Origin of the sequence: Halarcobacter ebronensis (assembly GCF_013201825.1) — a bacterium.
GTDB lineage: Bacteria > Campylobacterota > Campylobacteria > Campylobacterales > Arcobacteraceae > Halarcobacter > Halarcobacter ebronensis.
The window spans coordinates 2,901,422-2,920,367 of sequence record NZ_CP053836.1; the positions used below are offsets into that span (position 1 = coordinate 2,901,422).

Consider the following 18,946-nt stretch of genomic DNA (forward strand, 5'->3'; position numbering starts at 1 on the left):
ATAAAAGTGCTAAATTTATATTTAATGCCATTTTTTAGGTAGAAAATTAGTCATTATTTCAATTTTTTTATATATAATTAAAATAAAAAGTTTTGCCATGAAAAAAATTCTTATCTTTATCTTCACTTTTAATTTGTCAATTTTTGGAACTGAGTTTATTACAATTGGAACAGGAAGTGTTACAGGAACATACTATCCTACTGGTGGTGCAATTTGTAAACTTGTTAATAAATATAAAAAAGAGACTAAGATTAGATGTTCAGTTGAAGCAACTGATGCTTCTGTATACAATATTATGGCAATAAATGAAGGTGAGCTAGATTTTGGAATTGTACAATCAGATGCAGTTTACCAAGCAATAAATGGAATAGGAAAATTTAAAAATGCTCCTGTTGAAAAGCTACGATCTGTATTCTCTATTTATACAGAACTTTTTACTTTAGTTACTAGAAAAGACGCAAATATTCACTCAATTGATGATATAAAAGGGAAAAGAATAAATATAGGAAATACTGGTTCTGGAAATGAAGCAACTTCTATGACTTTATTAAATGAACTAAATATAAAAACCAGTGATTTCTCATATGTTGGAAGACTCAAAGCAGGTGAGGCACCAAATGCACTAAGAGATAATTTAATTGATGGATATTTTTATATGGTTGGTCATCCAACTGCAAATATTAAAGATGCAGCAAACTCAACAGATATTGATATAACTCCATTAACTGGCAAAAAGATTGATGCTTTTATAAATAAAAATCCCTACTATATTAAAGGTGTAATTCCCTCTGGATTATATAAAGGCTTAAATAAAGATGTGCCTACATTTGGAGTAAAAGCAGTATTAGTTACAAGTTCAGATGTAAGTACAAAAGCTGTTTATACTTTAGTAAAAGCAATTTTAGAGGATTTTGAACATTTTAAAGCGCTTCATCCAGTATATAAATATATTACTAAAGAGTCATTGTTAGAAGGGTTGAATGCACCACTTCATGATGGTGCATTAAAATATTTTAAAGAGAATAACTTTATAAAATAACTACTTTTTTAAAGGTTTCTCTATAATATATCCATACCCCTTGTGAGAGATAACAAAGTCATCATCTTTTACTTTGTCTTTTAATCTTTTCATAACTGTTCTAAAAGCAGAATCATTTGTGTTTATATCATTCCAAACAAGCTCTTTAAACTTTGTAACAGGAACAACATCTCCAAGATTATCAATTAAAACTTTTAAAATATCTAACTCTTTTTTTGATAGTTTAACGATATTTTCTTCATTATAAAGTTTGTCACTATTTTTATTGTAGGTATATCTTTTATTTAAAATAATAAGTTCATTATTATCCTCTTGATTTGAGTTATCAGCTAAAACTTCCTCTTTAGCTTTTTTTAACATCTCCATCATATTGTCAATATTTAAAGGTTTTACAAAATATCCTAAAACTCTTAAATTAATAAGCTTTAATAGATCATCTTCATTTTTATGGGCACTAACTATTATAAATCTTTGGTTTGGAACAACTTCTCTTATTTCATCAATCATTGAGATACCATCTTTATTTGGCATTTTTAAATCAGTTAAAACTAAATCAAAGACTCTTTTTTCTTCGAAATTCTTTTTAAAAGTAGAAGCGCCTTCTTGTCCATCTTTTGCTACGACGACCTCATCAAAAATAGTATTTAGATAAAATGATAATGTTTTTCTTGCAACATCTTCATCTTCTACTAATAGAACTCTTGTAGAGTAACTCTTCATCTGCTTTCCTATTCATAATTTGCTTTATTATAGCAAAAAATTATTTTAAAGTGGTAAAACGATAATAAACATAACTCCGCCATTTATATTTTTTACCAAAATCTCTCCTAACATATTTTTTTCAATAATTGTTTTTGCCATATAAAGCCCTATTCCAGTTCCTTGAGTTTCAAACTTTGTTGTAAAATATGGTTCAAAAATTCTATCTATTATATTTTCTGGTATTTCACCACAATTATTTGAAATTTTAATCTCTACACTATCTCTGTTTTTTTCTATATCAACATTTATCCAAGGAGAAAACTCTTTTGTTTTTTTCTTAATAATTGCTGCATCATTAGCATTATTTAAAATATTCAAAATAACTTGTTGAAACTCATTTTTATAGTTAAATAAAGAGACTTTGTCCCCTTTTATTTTTAATGATAATTTACTTTTTTCAAGCTGTGTCTCTATTATTTTTGCACAATCTTCAATTGACTCTTTCAAATAGAACCTGATTTTGTCTTTATTTGGCTGATAGAAATTTCTAAAGTCATCAATTGTTTGCGACATATACTCAATTTGCAGTTTTGCATCTTTTACTACTTCATCAATATGCTCTTTAGAGAGTGTTCCATAACTATCCCTAATAAAATGTACTAAAAGATTGATATTATTTAGAGGTTGTCTCCATTGGTGTGCAATATTTCCAAGCATCTCTCCCATTGCTGCAAGTTTACTTTGATGCACTAAAATTCTATCTTTTTGGGTATTTTTCTCCACCTCTTCATTTATTTTCTCTTTTAGTTGCTCTTCTGTTAATTTCATCTGGGTAATATCACTTATATAACCATAAAGATGTGTTACATTTCCAAAATCATCTTTTAGAAATATTGTTCTATTAAAAACCCATCTTATCTCACCATTTTTATCTTTTACCCTATGGATTTTTGTAAAAGATTTATCATCATTTTTCATAGCCGATTTTAAATCTTCTAATAAAACCTTTGTATCTTCTTCATAAACAAAATCAAAATACTTAACTCTTCTTCTTTCAAAATCATCAGGAATATATCCATATGAGTTGATTGATTTAGAGATATATTCAATGGTTAACTCTTCATCATTTTTACATTTAAAGATTACTATTCTTCCATATTCCACAAGCAAATCTACATATTGTAACTCTTTTGTAAGTTTTTTTCTCTGTTCAATATCCATAGACATCATAAGCATTCGTTTGTGATTGGCATCATAAAAGGCTTTCCCTCTTACTAATATCCATTTATATTTGTTTGCTTTATTTCTTATTCTATATTCACAAATAAAGTGTTCAGTTATACCATTTAGATGATTTTCAAACTTTCTTCTAACTTCTAAAACATCATCTTTGTGTATTAAATCAAACCACTCATCTAATTTATTTATATCTCCATCTTTATAACCAAACATATCTAACCATTTTTTTGAAAAATATATGTGATTACTCTTTAAATCTATATCCCAAAGTCCATCATTAGAGGCAATAATTGCTAATTCATATCTCTCTTTCCACTTTTTATACATTATATTTTTAGTCTCTAATCTTTTATTGTATCTATAGATGATTTTATTAATAAATTTTGCGAAAAGAGAAGATGCAACAACTAAAAACAGCGCAATTAAGGAGATTATGGCAATTGATATTGAGAGTTTTGAATTATATTCATGTTCAATATCAACACTTTTTGAAGCTAAAAAATTACTTTTTATAGATACTAAAAAGTTATATTTTATAAAATTATAGGTGTTTACACTCTCCTCTTGAATCTCTTTTTGTCTATATTTTTTTAAAATTACATTTGAACTATTTAATCTATCTTTTTCCAAAATATATTTTGCATCGAGCTTCTGCCCTTTGTTATAGTAGTTAAAAACATACCCTAAATCATAATCATAAAACCAAAAATAGCTGTCATTATAATATTTACTTTTTTGTACAATTGAGTTTTGTATAACTCTTCTTGTAGTATCTTTCATATCATCAATTTTAGAAAAAGCCCCTAAATATAAACCTTGTTTATCCAAAAGTTTAAAGTAACTAAGTCTAATCTTTCTTTTTTGTTTATCAATCCAATAAATAAGATTGTCAACTCCAATATAAGAGATATTTCTTAACATATGGTGTCTAAAATTTTTTATCTCCAAGCTTGTATCAGTAATTGATTTTAGATAATCAATAATTTGTATACCATGCAAAATCTCATCAGAGTCTTTTTTAAAAAGAACAAAATCAAAGCCACTAATCTCTTCAAGTTCTGTTATTTTTTTATTAATTTGTGATTCATCTATTTGTTTATCCATATAACTAATAAAACCATACAAAGAGATTACAGCTTCTCTTAAAGAGGTCTCCTCATTGTCAAAAGAGGAACTTGCATTAAATTTTATATCATCAATAAATTGATTTAAAATCTTCTCTTTTTGAAAACTATCCTCTTGAATCAAAAGTGAGATTTCATTACTTTTTTTAAATTCTAATGAGAGTATTGTGATTATTATTGACAAAACAGCAATTATAAAAACAAAGATTAAGGGTGTAAAGATTAGATGTTTTTTTATATCTGAAAGAGTATAAAATTTTCTATCTTTAAACATTAATAATAAACCTTTGCTAAATATAATCCATATGGTGATGCGGGGGTTTTAAAAACTCTTCTTTTTTTATTTAATTGGTCTTTTAAATCCTCAATTGAAAGTTTTCCTTCTCCAATTTTTAGTAAAAAACCTACCATCAATCTTATTTGAGAACGAAGATATGAGTTTGCACAAAATCTAAATACATAGATATCTTTATATCTATAAAATCTTGCATCGAAAATTTCTCTTACTGTATTCTCTTTATCACTTCCTGTTTTATGAAAATATTCGAAATCATAAATACCTACAAACTCTTTTATTGCCTTTTTTATCTCTTCTTCATCAAACTCTTTTTGGCTACATAAATATTTTGAATTAAATGCAGTTAACTCTTTTTTTGTAACTAAATATCTATAAACTCTCTTTTTTGCACTAAATCTCGCATGGAAAGTTTCATCAATTTTTACAATATCTTTGATTTTTATGCTTAGAGGAAGTTGTCTATTTAGAGCCTCTTTTAGTTTTAATAACTCTTCCCAATAAGAAGGAAGATTACAATTGAAAACCTGCCCTGTTGCATGAACATCTCTATCTGTTCTTCCACTTAAAACTATTTTTGTATCTATATTTAAAGATTTAAATACCTTTTGTAGAGCATCCTCAACACTCAATTTATTTGGCTGTGTTTGACTACCTTGAAAACTAGTTCCATCATAAGAAATAGTAAACTTGGCATTCATTTAGTACTGCTTTTTTACAAAGTGTTTATATAAAAAGTAAGTAAGAATTAACCATACAAAAGGAACTATATATAGGGCATGATAATAAATTGATTTTGATAAGAAATTAATTGTAGTGTAATAAATTACTATAAAAAAAACAGACCATGGAATAGTTTTACTCTTCTCATATCTTGGATTATAGTATCCAAAGGCAGCAGTTAAAAAAATTGAAACTAGAGGAAAAATTGATAATAAAATATTAAAGGTAAACTTATCCACATACATGGTTGTTTCAGTTAAATAAAACATCCAATACTCATAAGCCGTAGTAAAATCAAACCATACATCACTATTTTTTACTCTATTATAAAGAATCATATTTGTATAATCTATTTGGTTTAACTCATTCTCTTTTATACTAAAAGATTTACCATCAGTTAGTTTAAAACTCAAATCCCCATTATTATTATCCATTACTGCTTTTTTTGCAATTACAAATTGATCTTGTTTATCTTCTACTTTTAAAAGTTTTACATCGTGATAATCTTTATCATCTTTCCTATCAATAAAAATAAGCCATGAGCCAAAATTTTGTCCAAATTCTGAAGCTTTGATATTAAAATTTGCTTCTGCCTTTTTTTTCTCTATAAAATTTTGATTTTCATAGTTTGCTTTGGGCATTAAACCTAAAGAGATAATAAGCAATGAAAGAGAGATTAAAAATGTCATAGGGAAAAAAATCTTCAGAATTTTTGTTGGATTTAAACCAAAAGAGGTGATAACTATAAGCTCATATTCACTTGAAAGTTTTGAAAAAGTAATAGCCATTGAAATAAAAAAAGTTACAGGAAGAGTATAGAAAAGAATAGATGGCACAACATACATATAAAGTATAGATAATTCATAAAAATCTATTGTTATTACTGATGTTAATGCTGCTATTTTTACTAAAAATACAATTGATGTGATAAAGTACAAACCAAAAAATATTGGAAAAAATGTGTTTGAAAATTGTGTATATAAATATTTTTTTAATTTCAATTAAAAACCCTTGATATATTGAAAAAATATTCAACAATAAACCCTAAAACTAAATATGGAATATATGGTGTTTGAATATCTTTTTTTTTGATATTAAAATAGATTGAAGGTATTATAGCAAAAATAGATGATAAAAATATAGCTACAAAAGCCCCTTTTAATCCTAAAACTACCCCAATTGCCGCTAAGATTGGAAAATCCCCCTCACCTAAAGCTTGTTGTGTTTTTAAACTCTCATCTTTTAATATTTTTGCTTTTATATTTTGAATATAAAAAGTTATTAAAAAGTTTAAAATAACAAAGGCACCAAGAAGGATACATGAAGCTTTTAGAGCATCTATTAAACTAAATTCCGTAATAAAAAAAGATAAAAGAAATACTATTAAAAGAAGATAATCTGGAACGGCTTTATATTTAAAATCTATAAAAGACAATACTATCAATGTATAAAAGAATACTAAAGATAAGAATAGATTCAACTCTAAACCTATTTTTAAAAAAAGTGCCAAAGTTAGAAATGCGGATAAAAGTTCAACTACTAAATAGTTTATTGAAATACTCTTTTGACAATAAGCACATTTCCCTTTTAAAAAAATATATGAAAATATTGGTATATTATGGTACCAAAATATTTTATGATTACATTTTGGGCAGTAGCTTCTTGGGAAAACAGCAGACTCTTTTAGGGGTAATCTATTTATTACTACATTTAAAAAAGAGCCTATAAGTGCTCCAAATATAAAACTAAAGAGCGCCAAATCTTCTCTCTCTTAGATTAAAGTCACTAATCAAATCATCCAAATCTCTTGGAGAAAACTCAGGCCAAAATGTATTTACAAAGAAAAGCTCGGCATAGGCATTTTGCCATAAAAGGTAGTTTGATAATCTAATCTCACCACTTGTTCTAATTAGCATATCAACATCTGGAACTCCTGCTGTATCTAAGCAGTTTTCAAAATTCTCTTTTGTTATTTCAAGTTTCTCTTCATTTAACTTTTTTATTGCCCTTAATATCTCATCTTGCGAACCATAATTTAAAGCTAATATTTGTGTAAGATTTTTCCCTTGAGAAGTTTGTTCTTGGGTTGTTTTAATTATATTTTGAAGGGATTTAGAAAATTTAGATATATCTCCAATTGCTTTAAATTTTATTCCATTATCCAAATATACTTGAAGCTCATTTTTTAAATATTTTTCAAGAAGCTTCATTAGATACTCAACTTCTAATTTAGGTCTATTCCAATTTTCAGTTGAAAAAGCATATAAAGTTAGATATTCAACTCCAATTTTTGCACAGTGTGTTGTTATATCTCTAACTCTTTTTGCTCCCTCTTCATGTCCTGCTGTTCTTTTTAAGTTTCTCTCTTTTGCCCATCTTCCATTACCATCCATTATAATGGCAATATGTTTTGGTATTTTATTACTCATCAGATGAAAACTCTTGTTTTAAACTTTCAATTATCTCTAAAGATATCTCTAATTTTTCACCTTGAAAACTATAAGAACTATCTTCAAATATAAGTTCAATACTATTTGTCTCACTTCCAAAAGAACCGCTGTTTTTAAGACTATTTAGACAAACTGCATCAACTTTTTTCTTCATTAGCATAGATTTCGCATTATCAAAAGCCACAGTGTCATCCATCTCAGCTTTAAATCCAATACTATATATTCCTTCTTTGTCAAGTGAAGATAAAATATCCATATTTTGACTTAATTCAAGATTCCACTTTGTTCCAAGAAGCTCTTTTTTTAGTTTACCTTCTTGGGGAAATTTAGGCACATAATCACTAACTGCTGCTACCATAAAAAGGTATGGTTTTTTCTTTATTAAACTATTTTTTGAGTCATCCATAAGTGTTGTTTTACTCATTTTACCTTTTTTTGCAACCCTTATTGAGTCAACCAAATACTCATACATTTCATTACTTGAACTAACAGCTATTGTGTGAATTGCTTTTGGTAAATTCTCATGACCTCTAGTTGTAACTAAACAGACATCTGCACCCTTTAGATAAAGAGCTAAAGCCATTGATGATGCCATTTTGCCTGATGAGAAGTTTGAAATATATCTAACCTCATCAATCTTTTCTATGGTTCCGCCACCGCTTAAAACAACTCTTCTATCAAGCCAATAGTTCTCTTTTAAAAGTTCTCTTGCTGTTTCATAAAAGATATCTATTGGTTCAGCCATAGCTCCATCACCAACATCTTTACATGCAAGCTCTTTTACTTGAGAAGAGATTATTTCAAAATTGCAAAGTTTTAACATCTTTAAACTTGCTTGAGTTATTGGATTCTTTATCATATTTGTATTAGCTGCTGGTGCAATAAGTTTTACTTTTGGATATGCTAAAGCTGCTTGGGTTAAAAGATTGTCTGCAATTCCATTTGCTAGTTTGTTTATAGTGTTTGCAGTTGCAGGAGCAATTACAAAAATATCCGCCCATTTTCCTATATCAATATGATTATAGACATCACTTTTATCCCACGACTCTGTCTTTTCACTTAAAACTCTGTTTCCTGAAATTGCCTCAAAAGTAAGTGGAGCAATAAATTTTTTTGCAGCTTCACTCATAATCACTTTTACATTTGCTCCAGCTTTTACATATAGTCTTATTAATTCCAAACTTTTATATATTGCAATTGAACTTGTGACTGCTAAAAGTATATTTTTCTCTTTTAAAAGCATTACTCTTTCCCAAAAAATTTATAATAAAAGTTTTTAACAAGTTTCATTGGTGCTCTATTTATTGCCAAATTTCCACTTGAAATATCTTTCGTTACACAAGTTCCTGCTGCAAGCATTACCTCATCTTCTATTGTTACAGGAGCAACCAACTGACAATCTGAACCTATAAACACATTTTTTCCTATAATGGTTTTGTGTTTATTTACTCCATCATAGTTACAAGTAATACAACCTGCTCCTACATTTGTTCCTTCATCTATTTCACAGTCACCAAGATATGATAAATGCCCTGCTTTTACCCCATTTAATTTTGCTTTTTTTGCTTCAACAAAATTTCCTAAATGGGTATTTTTTAGATATGAACCAGGTCTTACTCTAGCCATTGGTCCAATATCTGAATCTTCTAATGTTGAGTCCTCCACAATAGAGTTTGTTTTAACATGTGAGTTAATAATAACTGCATTAGAAAGAAGAGAAACTCCATTTTCTATTATAGATTCTCCCTCTATTTTTACACCCTCTTCTATATAGATAGTCTCAGGTAGTCTCATAATAACACCGTTACTCATAAACTCATTTTTGATTCTATTTTGATGGATTACTTCAGCCAAGGCTAAATCAACTTTTGAATTAACACCTTTAAAATTCTCTTCACTAACAAAAATAGGTTTTAAATCTCTTTTTTGAGAGATTGCAAACTCTATTAAATCGGTTATGTAATACTCTTTTTGAGCATTATGATTAGTTAGTTTAGGCAAATTCTCAAGTAAAAATTTTGTGTCAAACTGATAAATACCAGCATTTGCCGTTGTTATTTTAAGTTCATTCTCTTTTGCATCTTTTTGTTCAACAATTCTCTTTACATTCCCGTTTTCAATAACTACTCTTCCATATCCAGATGCATCTTCTAACTTTAAAACTGACATAACAATAGTTGCTTCCAAATCAAACTTTTCAAGTTCATTTGCTTGAATAAGTGGCATATCTGCATTTAAAACTAAAGTCTTTTCATATTTAGGTTTTATTCCCATAACAGCACCACCTGTCCCTGGATAATTTTCATGATCTTGGATTACAAAATTTATATTATCTTTTGAAAAATATTTTTTTATACTCTCTTCAACTAATTTTGCTTGATGATAAAGTACAACTGTAATATCATCACTAATTTTTAAAGCCTCTTTAATTGAGTAATAAAGCATTGGTTTACCTGAAATCTTGTGCAATACCTTTGGTAAAGTAGATTTCATTCTTGTTCCAGCACCTGCTGCTAAAATAATAATTGATTTATTCATCTCACCCTTTCAGTGTCTCTTCTATCTCTTTTTTAAGGTTTTGAGTAACCTCTTCTATAGCTTTTCTCATCTTTTCATCTGTAATATTTGCATTTAAAAGCTTATCTAGATTTTTTTCTCTCTCTTTAAAAAACTTGGCAACTGGTTTGCTCTTTTTATTGTGATTGTACATCAATACACCAGACATAATCAGAACAATAACTAACTTTGTATGCCCTAAAATAGCTGCATAATTTAAAAGTGTAAAACCAGCGTAGTCAGGTTCATTAATATCTGCTCCTGCTGAGATAAGAAGTCTGGCAATTTTATAGTTACCCTTCCATTGAGTATGCATTAATGCCGTACGCCCTTGTTTGTCTTTTATATTTAGATTAACTTTTTTTGTCAGTAGTTTTTCAACAACTTCCATATTATCTGCTAGTACTGCTTTATGAATTACTGTTCTTCCATCATTGTCTATAATATTTACATCAACTCTATATTTAAGAACAAAAACTAATCTCTCCAAAAAGTTCTCTTTCTCTTTTTGGTTTACTATTTTTAATCCTCTATCTACCAAATAAGATAGCGGAGTATTATTATCATTGTCAATTAAATTTAAATCTGCTCCTGCATTAACTAAAACTCTTATAAGCTCAAGATTGTTTTCAATTAGTGCATCAAAAATAACTGTTTTTCCATCTGATCTTTGGTCATTTATTCTTGGTTTAAAAAGAAGCATTTTTTTAAGCATAGGAATATAGTTTTCAGTATCATCAATCTCAAAAAATCTTCTTGAACTTGGTTTTTTATGGTTCATAGTGATTAAAACTGCTTCTGCAAGTTCATCTATAACTGTTTTTTCATTGAAGTCTCTATGATCAACATCTGAACCAAGCGAGATTAGATGGTCAATCATCTGCATATTTTTTGATCCTTTTAATACAGCATCAAAAAGTACCGTTCTTCCTTCATTATCTTGAGCATTAATATCAGCACCAGATGCAACTAAAAAATTAATTGTATCTAAGTTTCCTCTATCAACTTCTTTGTAAAGTACTGTTTTACCATACTCATCAACCCTATCAATAGCCAAACCTAAATCAATAAGAATTCCTGTAAGCTTTAGATAATTTCTCTCTTTTGTTACAAGCTTATATTTTCCCTCAGTTTTTGTATCTTCATCTTTCAAAATAGAGAGAATTTTTAAAATTTCATCAAGTATAGTCTTCCCTGAAAAATCTTTTATATTTAAATTTGCACCTCTTTTTAGAAGAAGTTCAATGGTATCAATATTTTGAGAACCTAAAATAACAGCATTAAACAGAGCATTTTGTCTTTTTTTGTCTAATGCATTTACATCTATTCCATTTGAAATTAAAAATTTGGTAATTTCTGGATTCTCTTTTAGTACAGCTGTAAAAAGTACTGTTTGCCCATTGTTATCAACAATATTAATATCGTCTATATTATTTACAATCTCTTTGATAATCTCTAAGTTTCCACATTCAACTGCATCAAAAAGTGCGGTTTTCCCATAATGGTCAGTAATTAATAAATCAGGATTTTTAGTCATTAAAATTTTAAAGGCTTTTTCATTATCTTCCAAAGCCACATCATGCATTATTGTTCTACCAGATGAATTGATATGATTAATTGAAGCACCTTGATCAAGGAGGAATCTTATCATCATTCCATCCATTTTATCTACAGCTTCACTTAAAACAGTTTTCCCATAATTATCTTCTGCATTGATATCAATACCATTTTGAATCAATATCTTAATAGACTCTATTCTTCTTTTTGCCGCTAAATCAAAAAGAATTGTTCTACCTTTTGCATCTCTTCTGTTTAAGTTTACTCCGCTGTCAATAATTGATTGTACTTTTTTCTCATCAATATAATCTTTTAAAAGTTCTCTTTGAAGTAACTCTGCACTATCACTTTTAAATATGCCCAGCATATAAAAACCCCTAACTTATATAAGTCATAGATTATACCAAAATAATTTTTAATTAATCTCTTCTTCCTCTAAAAGCCCTTGGTTTAAACTCTCTGCTTATAGGCTTCTTTTCTATATCTGCTCTTAAATTTGCTTTTAAGGATTTTTCAATAAATGAGTTAAAACTATCCCTTAAAATGACAGCCTTTTCATAATCTGGGAAAATATCTGGAAATTTATATGATAACCACAGATATAAAGAGATTTTTTTTACTTCATCTTCAACTAATAACAAATCTTTTTGTGTGATTGCTTTTTTAGGAAGAGTAATTGAAGGCTTATATCTACACACTCTTTTTTTAACTACAGCTGCAACATAAGCATCAAACGCTTGAATAATAATTGTAGATTTTGCTGTAATTGGAGCTTGTGATAAAAGATACTTCTCTTCTAATGTTAACTTTTCTTTATTATCAACTATTGTTGAAGCCTCAATCATTGAACTTATGTTAGCAGCTTTAAAAGGACCATCAAACTTCATATTTTTATTAAAAAATTTTAAAATTTTTGTTAAAGAGTTTGTTTTTATATGTGAAGATAAGTCTAAAAGCTGGTCACTGCTCATTTTTACATTAAAAGGAGGTTTTATTGTTTTTATTGGTTGTTCAAACTCCTCTTTTATATAAGCTAAAACATCCCTTCTTGTTGCTCCTAAAAATCCCACTTGATGATGACCATATCTTCCTGCACGACCTGCAATTTGAACAATCTCGTTTACAGTTAATTTTCTTCTACTTTTACCATCAAACTTTGTATCAGTTGTAAAAAGAAGATTTTTTATTGGAAGATTAAGTCCCATTGCAATGGCATCTGTTGCTATTAAAATATCACTTCTTTTTTCCCTAAATCTTCTTGCTTCATCACGTCTTACTTCAGGTGATAAATTCCCATAAATTACAGATACTCTATATTTTTTTTGAAGTCTTTGTTTTAGCTTTAAAACATCACTTCTTGAAAAAGCTATTAGGGCAGTCCCCTCTTCTAAATGTTCAAATGAGGTAAATCTAGCCAATACCTTTAGTGGAGTTTTTCTTTGGAATTTTACTATTTCAAGCTCTTCGCCTAAATATTGAGCAATTTTTTTAACCGCATCAAGGGCATTTACACTTCCTGTCATAATAACAGTTTTTGCTGGAGCTCCAATAATTGCATTTACCCAAGCCCAACCTCTATCTTCATCCTCTAACATCTGAACTTCATCAATTATTGCCAAATCAACATCTAAATTAAAATCCAACATCTCAATTGTTGAACAAACGTGAGATGCATCTTCATCAATTAGTTGTTCTTCTCCTGTTATTAAAGAAGCTTCAATATTATTCTCTTTTAAATCTTCATACCCTTCAAGTGCTAAAAGTCTAAGTGGGGCTAAATATACTCCACTATTTAAACTTTTTAATTCACTCATTGCACTATAGGTCTTTCCTGAGTTAGTAGGACCAACAAAAAATTTTAGTTTTCTATTCATACTTCTTGCTAGTGGGAATAGGGATTTTAAATCACAGTTTAGCAGTGATTGTAGCTGTTCTTGGAAAGTCTCTTTCATGTGAGTATTATAGTAAATAGAATATAATATTAGATTAAATCAAATTATTACATTAGGGAAATTAATGCATTGTGAATATTTTGGCAAATGTGGAAGCTGTACACTTTATGACAAATCTTATGAAGAACAACTAAATTTCAAGATTCAAAGGGAGAAAAATAGGTTTAGCAATCTAACAAACTTAGAGTTTGAAATCATAAAAAGTGATGAAAAAAACTTTAGAAACAGAGCAGAATTTAGAATCTGGAAAAGCTTTGATGAAAATAACAATCCAACAATCTCTTATGCCATGACGGGTTTTGATAAAAAGCCAGTTGAAATTAATAGTTGTGAAATAGTAACTTTGCATATAAAAGAGATTATGCACAAACTTTTAAAAGAGATTAAAAAAGATGAAATTTTAAAACATAAACTCTATGCAGTTGAATTTTTAAACTCAACAATAGATGATATGTTAGTAACACTAATCTATCATAAAAAACTTGATCTATTATGGGAAACAAAAGCAAAAGAGATTGAAAAATTATTAAATATTAAAATAATTGGTAGAAGTAGAGGTCAAAAAGTTATTTTATCAAAAGAACATATTAATGAAGAGCTTAATATTGATAATAAAAAATATAAATTCTTATATCAAGAGGGTGGCTTTACTCAACCAAACAGCAAAGTAAATGAAAAAATGATTACCTGGGTATTAAGCAACCTTGAACAATCAAATAAAGATTTGTGTGAACTATATTGTGGAGGGGGGAATTTCACAATTGCATTAAGTCAAAAATTCAATAAAGTTCTTGCAACTGAGATATCTAAAACTTCAATCAAATCTGCCCTTAAAAATTGTCAATTAAATGAAGTTACAAATATAGATTTTATAAGAATGAGTGCCGAAGAGTTTGTTGAAGCCTTAGAAGAGAAGAGAGAATTTAACAGACTAAAAGACATAAACCTAAAAAGTTACGATTTTGATACAATTTTTGTTGACCCACCAAGAGCTGGATTAGATGATACAACAAGAGAATTAGTTTCAAATTTTGAAAAAATAATTTATATTTCATGTAACCCAGAAACATTGCATAGAGACCTTGAAAAGCTGATAAAAACACACAATATAATTAAATTTGCACTTTTTGATCAATTTTCATATACAGAACATATAGAATCTGGTGTTATTTTAACCAAAATTTAAACTTTGCTTAGATAATATTATTCATACTCAAAATACACAAAAGGAACAGATATGAGAATTAATACAAATGTCTCGTCTCTTAATGCCCAAGAAGCTGCTGTTAATACTAATAATGAATTGACGGCTTCATTGGAAAGATTAAGTTCTGGTTTAAAAATCAACAAGGCATCAGATGATGCTTCTGGTCTTGCAATTGCTGATAAATTAAGAACACAAGCTACATCTATTAACCAAGCTGTTGATAATGGTAATTCAGCTGTTTCATTACTTCAAATTGCAGATAAATCTATGGCAGAGCAATCAAATATTCTTAATACAATTAAAGCAAAACTGATTCAAGCAAATACTGATACTACTTCTGAATCAGGTAGAACTTCAATTGCAGCTGATATTAATAAACTTTTAGACCAATTAAATAATATTGCTTCTCAAACAAACTATAATGGGAGTTATCTACTACAAGACAGTGCAACTTCTTCACTTGCTTCAGGTGCTCTTACTTTTCAAATTGGAGAAAATGCAGGAAATGCAATTACCACTGCGACAATAAGATCAAATGTTACAGGCTTAGGATTAAATACACTTAAAGCTTCTGTTTCTGCAGGAGGGATAACACAAACTTTAGCATCTTCACAACAAACAGCAGTTGATTCAGCAATTACTACCTTAAATGGATATAGAGGAGATATAGGTTCTACTCAAAATCAAATAGAATCGGCAGTTAGAAACTTAATGACTCAAGCAACTAATATAACAGCAGCAGAATCTGTTATTAGAGATGTTGATTATGCAGCAGAATCTGCAAACTTTAATAAACAAAATATTATTGCACAAGCTGGTTCTTATGCAATTTCTCAATCAAATCAAGTTCAACAAAATGTTTTAAAACTACTTCAGTAATATTATAGTAGCTTCAAGGCTACTATATTATTACTAAAATTTTTTCATTTTTTTTAATTTAAACTAACTTTAAGAATTGGTGTGCCATAATTCTCATTGAGTATATGAAGTGAAAGCTTCAATCTAGATTCAGATTTTTATATCTGTTTCTTTTGTGTAAAATAAAAATGTAGGGGCAATGGCTTCCAAGAAGTAATCTTCATGCTTGGTAAAACAAGAAGGTCAATTGGCTGCAAATAATAAGTTTGCAATGTGTCATAATATCGAAAGGATTTATTATGAGAATTAATACAAACGTATCGTCTCTTAATGCACAAGAGGCAGCAACAAACACAAACAAAACACTTTCTAGTTCTCTAGAAAAATTAAGTTCAGGTTTATCAATTAATAAAGCATCTGACAATGCTTCTGGTCTTGCAATTGCAGATAAATTAAGAACTCAAGCAACATCAATTAATCAAGGTGTTGATAATGGAAATTCAGCAGTTTCATTACTTCAAATTGCAGATAAATCAATGGCTGAGCAATCAAATATTCTTGATACAATTAAAGCTAAATTAGTACAAGCTAATACAAGTACTACATCAGCCGATGGTAGAACTTCAATTGCAAAAGATATTAATAAACTTTTAGATCAATTAAATAATATTGCTAAACAAACAAACTATAATGGTACATATTTGTTACAAAATAGTGCAACAGCAACTACTGCATCGGCTACTCTATCTTTCCAAGTTGGTGAGACATCAAGTGATATTATTAGTGCAAGTACAATTCAATCTAATGTTACAGGATTAGGTCTTACTGCACTTAAAGCATCGGTTAATGCTGGTGGATTATCTAGTGGTGGTGCTGGAACATTCCAAACTGCTATTGACTCTGCAATTACTACCTTAAATGGATATAGAGGGGATGTAGGTTCTACTCAAAACCAAGTTGAGTCAGCGGTAAGAAACTTAATGACTCAAGCAACAAACATATCAGCAGCTGAGTCTGTTATTAGAGATGTTGATTATGCAGCGGAATCTGCTAACTTTAATAAACAAAATATCATTGCACAAGCTGGTTCTTATGCAATTTCTCAAGCTAACTCAGTACAACAAAACGTACTTAAACTATTACAATAGTTTTTAAAAGAGGGCTTTCTTTTAGAAAGTCCCCTTGCTTTTTAAGATATCTTCTAAATATTCAATATACTGTTTCGTCAATCTTATTACTTGATTCAACCAAACTTTTTTTACTTCCATTATTTTTTTTTGTTCATTTTTAATTTTTTTATTGTTAAAACAGTAACAAATATAAATATTCGCTAGTTTTGAATACTCTTCATACACAAAATTTAACAATGTAGCATATCCTATTTTTTTTATATTTTGATTTGTAGCCTCTAACAATTGTTTTAATTGATTAAAATTGTCTATTTTATGTTTTTTTTCATTTTCTAAACATTTTATCAATTCTGAAAAATACTCTATCTCCTTTTTGACTATTGCTAACTCTCCTACTGTCAATTTGTTTTCACTAATTTTATTTAAATTTTCTAATAATATTTGTTTTATATCTTTCTTATTTATTTTATTAAAAGTGTTTATTTCTATATCTTCTACTTTTTTTGCTTCTGAACCTTGTAAATATGCACCATGATTTGAAAGGTTAATTACTTTTTGATTTTCTTTCTTAAAATCTTCAAAAGTTTGCATATATGCAAATATTGAACTAATAAATATTCTTGTAGTTAAGACTTCCTTTTCAAAATTTCCTGTTACAGGAATTAAATCATCTTTATATGAAGTTTTAGTTGTCTCTAAAGATTTAGTTATATTAATATTTTGGACCTCTTTTTTTACTAAATCTTTATAATTTGAGAAATGCGTTTCCCCTGTTTTTTTATTTATTGCTAAATCTGTTCCTAACATATAAAGCTCTTTTACTCCCATATCTAATAGTAAAGAAACAGTTAATTCTCCTACACTATACCCTTTATATATTGTTGAATTACTTTTAAAAGAGTTATTTATCTCAAAATAAAAGACATTTTCTGGATTAATAGTATTGGTCAGTTGTTTAGGCGTTATAATAGAAAATAAAAAAATTGTATTTTGTAAATTTTCTATATTTTCTTTAGTAAAATGATGCTTTTCTAATTCCCAAAAACTTGGTTCAACCGAACTTATAATATCTGGAGTGATTCCATTTTGTAAAAGTAGTTTATAAGAAGCTCCAATTGCAACAATTATAAACCTATCTTGATATTTTTTAAGCCACAGTATATTATCTTGTAAAGATGGACCTGCTGCAACAAAAAGAACAGGATTACTATTTGAAAAATCAAATCCTTTTTCCTTTTTATTTGCAACTAATATATTATCACTATTAACCCTTTGTGATGTCAATTTTACAAGGTTATATAAACTTCTAGTATAATCAAAAGTCATGGGATTTATTTTGTACATTGTAGAAATAATCTTATTCATCATTTCCGACACATTATAATTTGTAGTGGAATATTTTATATAATAATTTTCATCTGAATTATCTTCCAAAAATAGTTGATATTTTTTGATGAAACTATTTTCATCGTCCATAATTGAAAATCTAATCTTAGTTCCATTGAAAACATCAGCATAATTGATTACAAAAAGAGAAAGTCTAAAAATTTCTAAATTATTTTCACATATAAAATAACTCTTTGCCATTATTTTTCTATGAATATCAATAAGGTGACGTCCAAGTAAAGTCCCTACAAAAACAAATTTTTCAATTCTATTAAAAACTTTTTCCTTTGTAGTATCATCTTTTAATATATCAGTAAACTCTTTCATATCATTATAAATCATTGGTTCTAACTCTTCATATGATTCATAATCAAAATTCACTTCTTGATAACTATTATTTAAGTCATAAGGTTCTCGTAAGAGGGAAGAAAAATAACTTTTTTTATCTAAATTTACACTATTAAATAACCTTCGATTAAATTGTTTTGGCTTTCTTTTGTAAAGATACTCTTTTGTATGAGAATCATAAATATCAAATTCATTAGCTTCTTGGATAAACTCCAGGAAGTATCTCTCTTTATATACTTCAGTTTCTATAGCTTGAGAAAGTCCATTTACTCTACAGTATAGTTCATTATCAAATTTTTTTAATAACTCTAAATTTGAAAAAAATGTTTTTACTAATATTTCCTGTAATTGCTCTTGGGCTTTTTCTAATGACATTCTTA

At 28.1% G+C, this 18,946-nt stretch carries 15 protein-coding genes; 4 read left to right on the forward strand and 11 right to left on the reverse strand.

Features of this window, described 5'->3' with window-relative positions; translation table 11 throughout:
* Window positions 1–97 precede the first annotated feature (97 nt).
* A complete protein-coding gene (locus AEBR_RS14160) occupies window positions 98–1,039 on the forward strand; it encodes a TAXI family TRAP transporter solute-binding subunit (protein ID WP_129087056.1) in 942 nt (313 codons plus the stop codon).
* Here AEBR_RS14160 and AEBR_RS14165 read toward each other — a convergent pair whose 3' ends face one another.
* Genes AEBR_RS14165 through AEBR_RS14210 form a run of 10 tightly spaced genes read right to left on the reverse strand, consistent with a single transcriptional unit; the run spans window position 1,040 to window position 13,637 of the window.
* The gene (locus AEBR_RS14165; RefSeq protein WP_129087057.1) at window positions 1,040–1,759 is read right to left on the reverse strand and encodes a response regulator transcription factor; all 720 of its coding nucleotides are present in this window, start codon (window positions 1,757–1,759) and stop codon (window positions 1,040–1,042) included. It abuts the gene before it with no gap.
* 45 nt (window positions 1,760–1,804) lie between these two features.
* Complete coding sequence (locus AEBR_RS14170; RefSeq protein ID WP_129087058.1) at window positions 1,805–4,378, reverse strand: sensor histidine kinase; 2,574 nt, start codon at window positions 4,376–4,378, stop codon at window positions 1,805–1,807.
* Window positions 4,378–5,100, reverse strand: coding sequence for a tRNA pseudouridine(38-40) synthase TruA (gene truA, locus AEBR_RS14175; protein WP_129087059.1), 723 nt, complete (start codon window positions 5,098–5,100; stop codon window positions 4,378–4,380). Before truA ends, AEBR_RS14170 begins: the two co-directional genes overlap by 1 nt.
* The gene (locus AEBR_RS14180) at window positions 5,101–6,123 is read right to left on the reverse strand and encodes an LptF/LptG family permease (protein WP_129087060.1); all 1,023 of its coding nucleotides are present in this window, start codon (window positions 6,121–6,123) and stop codon (window positions 5,101–5,103) included.
* Window positions 6,120–6,881 carry a prepilin peptidase gene (locus AEBR_RS14185; protein WP_129087061.1) on the reverse strand — a complete coding sequence of 254 codons (762 nt, stop codon included), beginning with the start codon at window positions 6,879–6,881 and terminating at the stop codon, window positions 6,120–6,122. The genes AEBR_RS14180 and AEBR_RS14185 overlap by 4 nt, the downstream gene beginning before the upstream one ends.
* Window positions 6,868–7,551, reverse strand: coding sequence for a di-trans,poly-cis-decaprenylcistransferase (locus AEBR_RS14190; RefSeq protein ID WP_129087062.1), 684 nt, complete (start codon window positions 7,549–7,551; stop codon window positions 6,868–6,870). Before AEBR_RS14190 ends, AEBR_RS14185 begins: the two co-directional genes overlap by 14 nt.
* A complete protein-coding gene (coaBC, locus tag AEBR_RS14195; RefSeq protein WP_129087063.1) occupies window positions 7,544–8,815 on the reverse strand; it encodes a bifunctional phosphopantothenoylcysteine decarboxylase/phosphopantothenate--cysteine ligase CoaBC in 1,272 nt (423 codons plus the stop codon). The genes AEBR_RS14190 and coaBC overlap by 8 nt, the downstream gene beginning before the upstream one ends.
* Entirely contained in the window at window positions 8,815–10,110 is a 1,296-nt protein-coding gene (gene glmU, locus AEBR_RS14200) for a bifunctional UDP-N-acetylglucosamine diphosphorylase/glucosamine-1-phosphate N-acetyltransferase GlmU (RefSeq protein WP_129087064.1), read from the reverse strand. The genes coaBC and glmU overlap by 1 nt, the downstream gene beginning before the upstream one ends.
* Window position 10,111: 1 nt before the next feature.
* Window positions 10,112–12,052, reverse strand: coding sequence for an ankyrin repeat domain-containing protein (locus tag AEBR_RS14205; protein WP_129087065.1), 1,941 nt, complete (start codon window positions 12,050–12,052; stop codon window positions 10,112–10,114).
* A 52-nt stretch (window positions 12,053–12,104) separates the two neighbouring features.
* The gene (locus AEBR_RS14210; protein WP_129087066.1) at window positions 12,105–13,637 is read right to left on the reverse strand and encodes a helicase-related protein; all 1,533 of its coding nucleotides are present in this window, start codon (window positions 13,635–13,637) and stop codon (window positions 12,105–12,107) included.
* A gap of 64 nt (window positions 13,638–13,701) precedes the next feature.
* Between AEBR_RS14210 and trmA the strand changes: the two genes are divergently transcribed.
* The 3 genes from trmA to AEBR_RS14225 all read left to right on the forward strand — a co-directional run bounded on the left by trmA (window position 13,702) and on the right by AEBR_RS14225 (window position 16,850).
* On the forward strand, window positions 13,702–14,823 hold the full coding sequence (gene trmA, locus AEBR_RS14215; RefSeq protein WP_129087067.1) for a tRNA (uridine(54)-C5)-methyltransferase TrmA: 1,122 nt from the start codon (window positions 13,702–13,704) through the stop codon (window positions 14,821–14,823).
* 51 nt (window positions 14,824–14,874) lie between these two features.
* Window positions 14,875–15,723, forward strand: a complete 849-nt coding sequence (locus AEBR_RS14220) for a flagellin N-terminal helical domain-containing protein (protein WP_129087068.1) — start codon at window positions 14,875–14,877, stop codon at window positions 15,721–15,723.
* A 278-nt stretch (window positions 15,724–16,001) separates the two neighbouring features.
* Window positions 16,002–16,850: a flagellin N-terminal helical domain-containing protein gene (locus AEBR_RS14225; protein ID WP_129087069.1), complete on the forward strand. Its 849-nt coding sequence runs from the start codon at window positions 16,002–16,004 to the stop codon at window positions 16,848–16,850.
* Between the two features lie 21 nt (window positions 16,851–16,871).
* Here the strand turns inward: AEBR_RS14225 and AEBR_RS14230 are convergent, their stop codons facing one another.
* A complete protein-coding gene (locus tag AEBR_RS14230; protein ID WP_129087070.1) occupies window positions 16,872–18,941 on the reverse strand; it encodes a 6-hydroxymethylpterin diphosphokinase MptE-like protein in 2,070 nt (689 codons plus the stop codon).
* Window positions 18,942–18,946 lie beyond the last annotated feature (5 nt).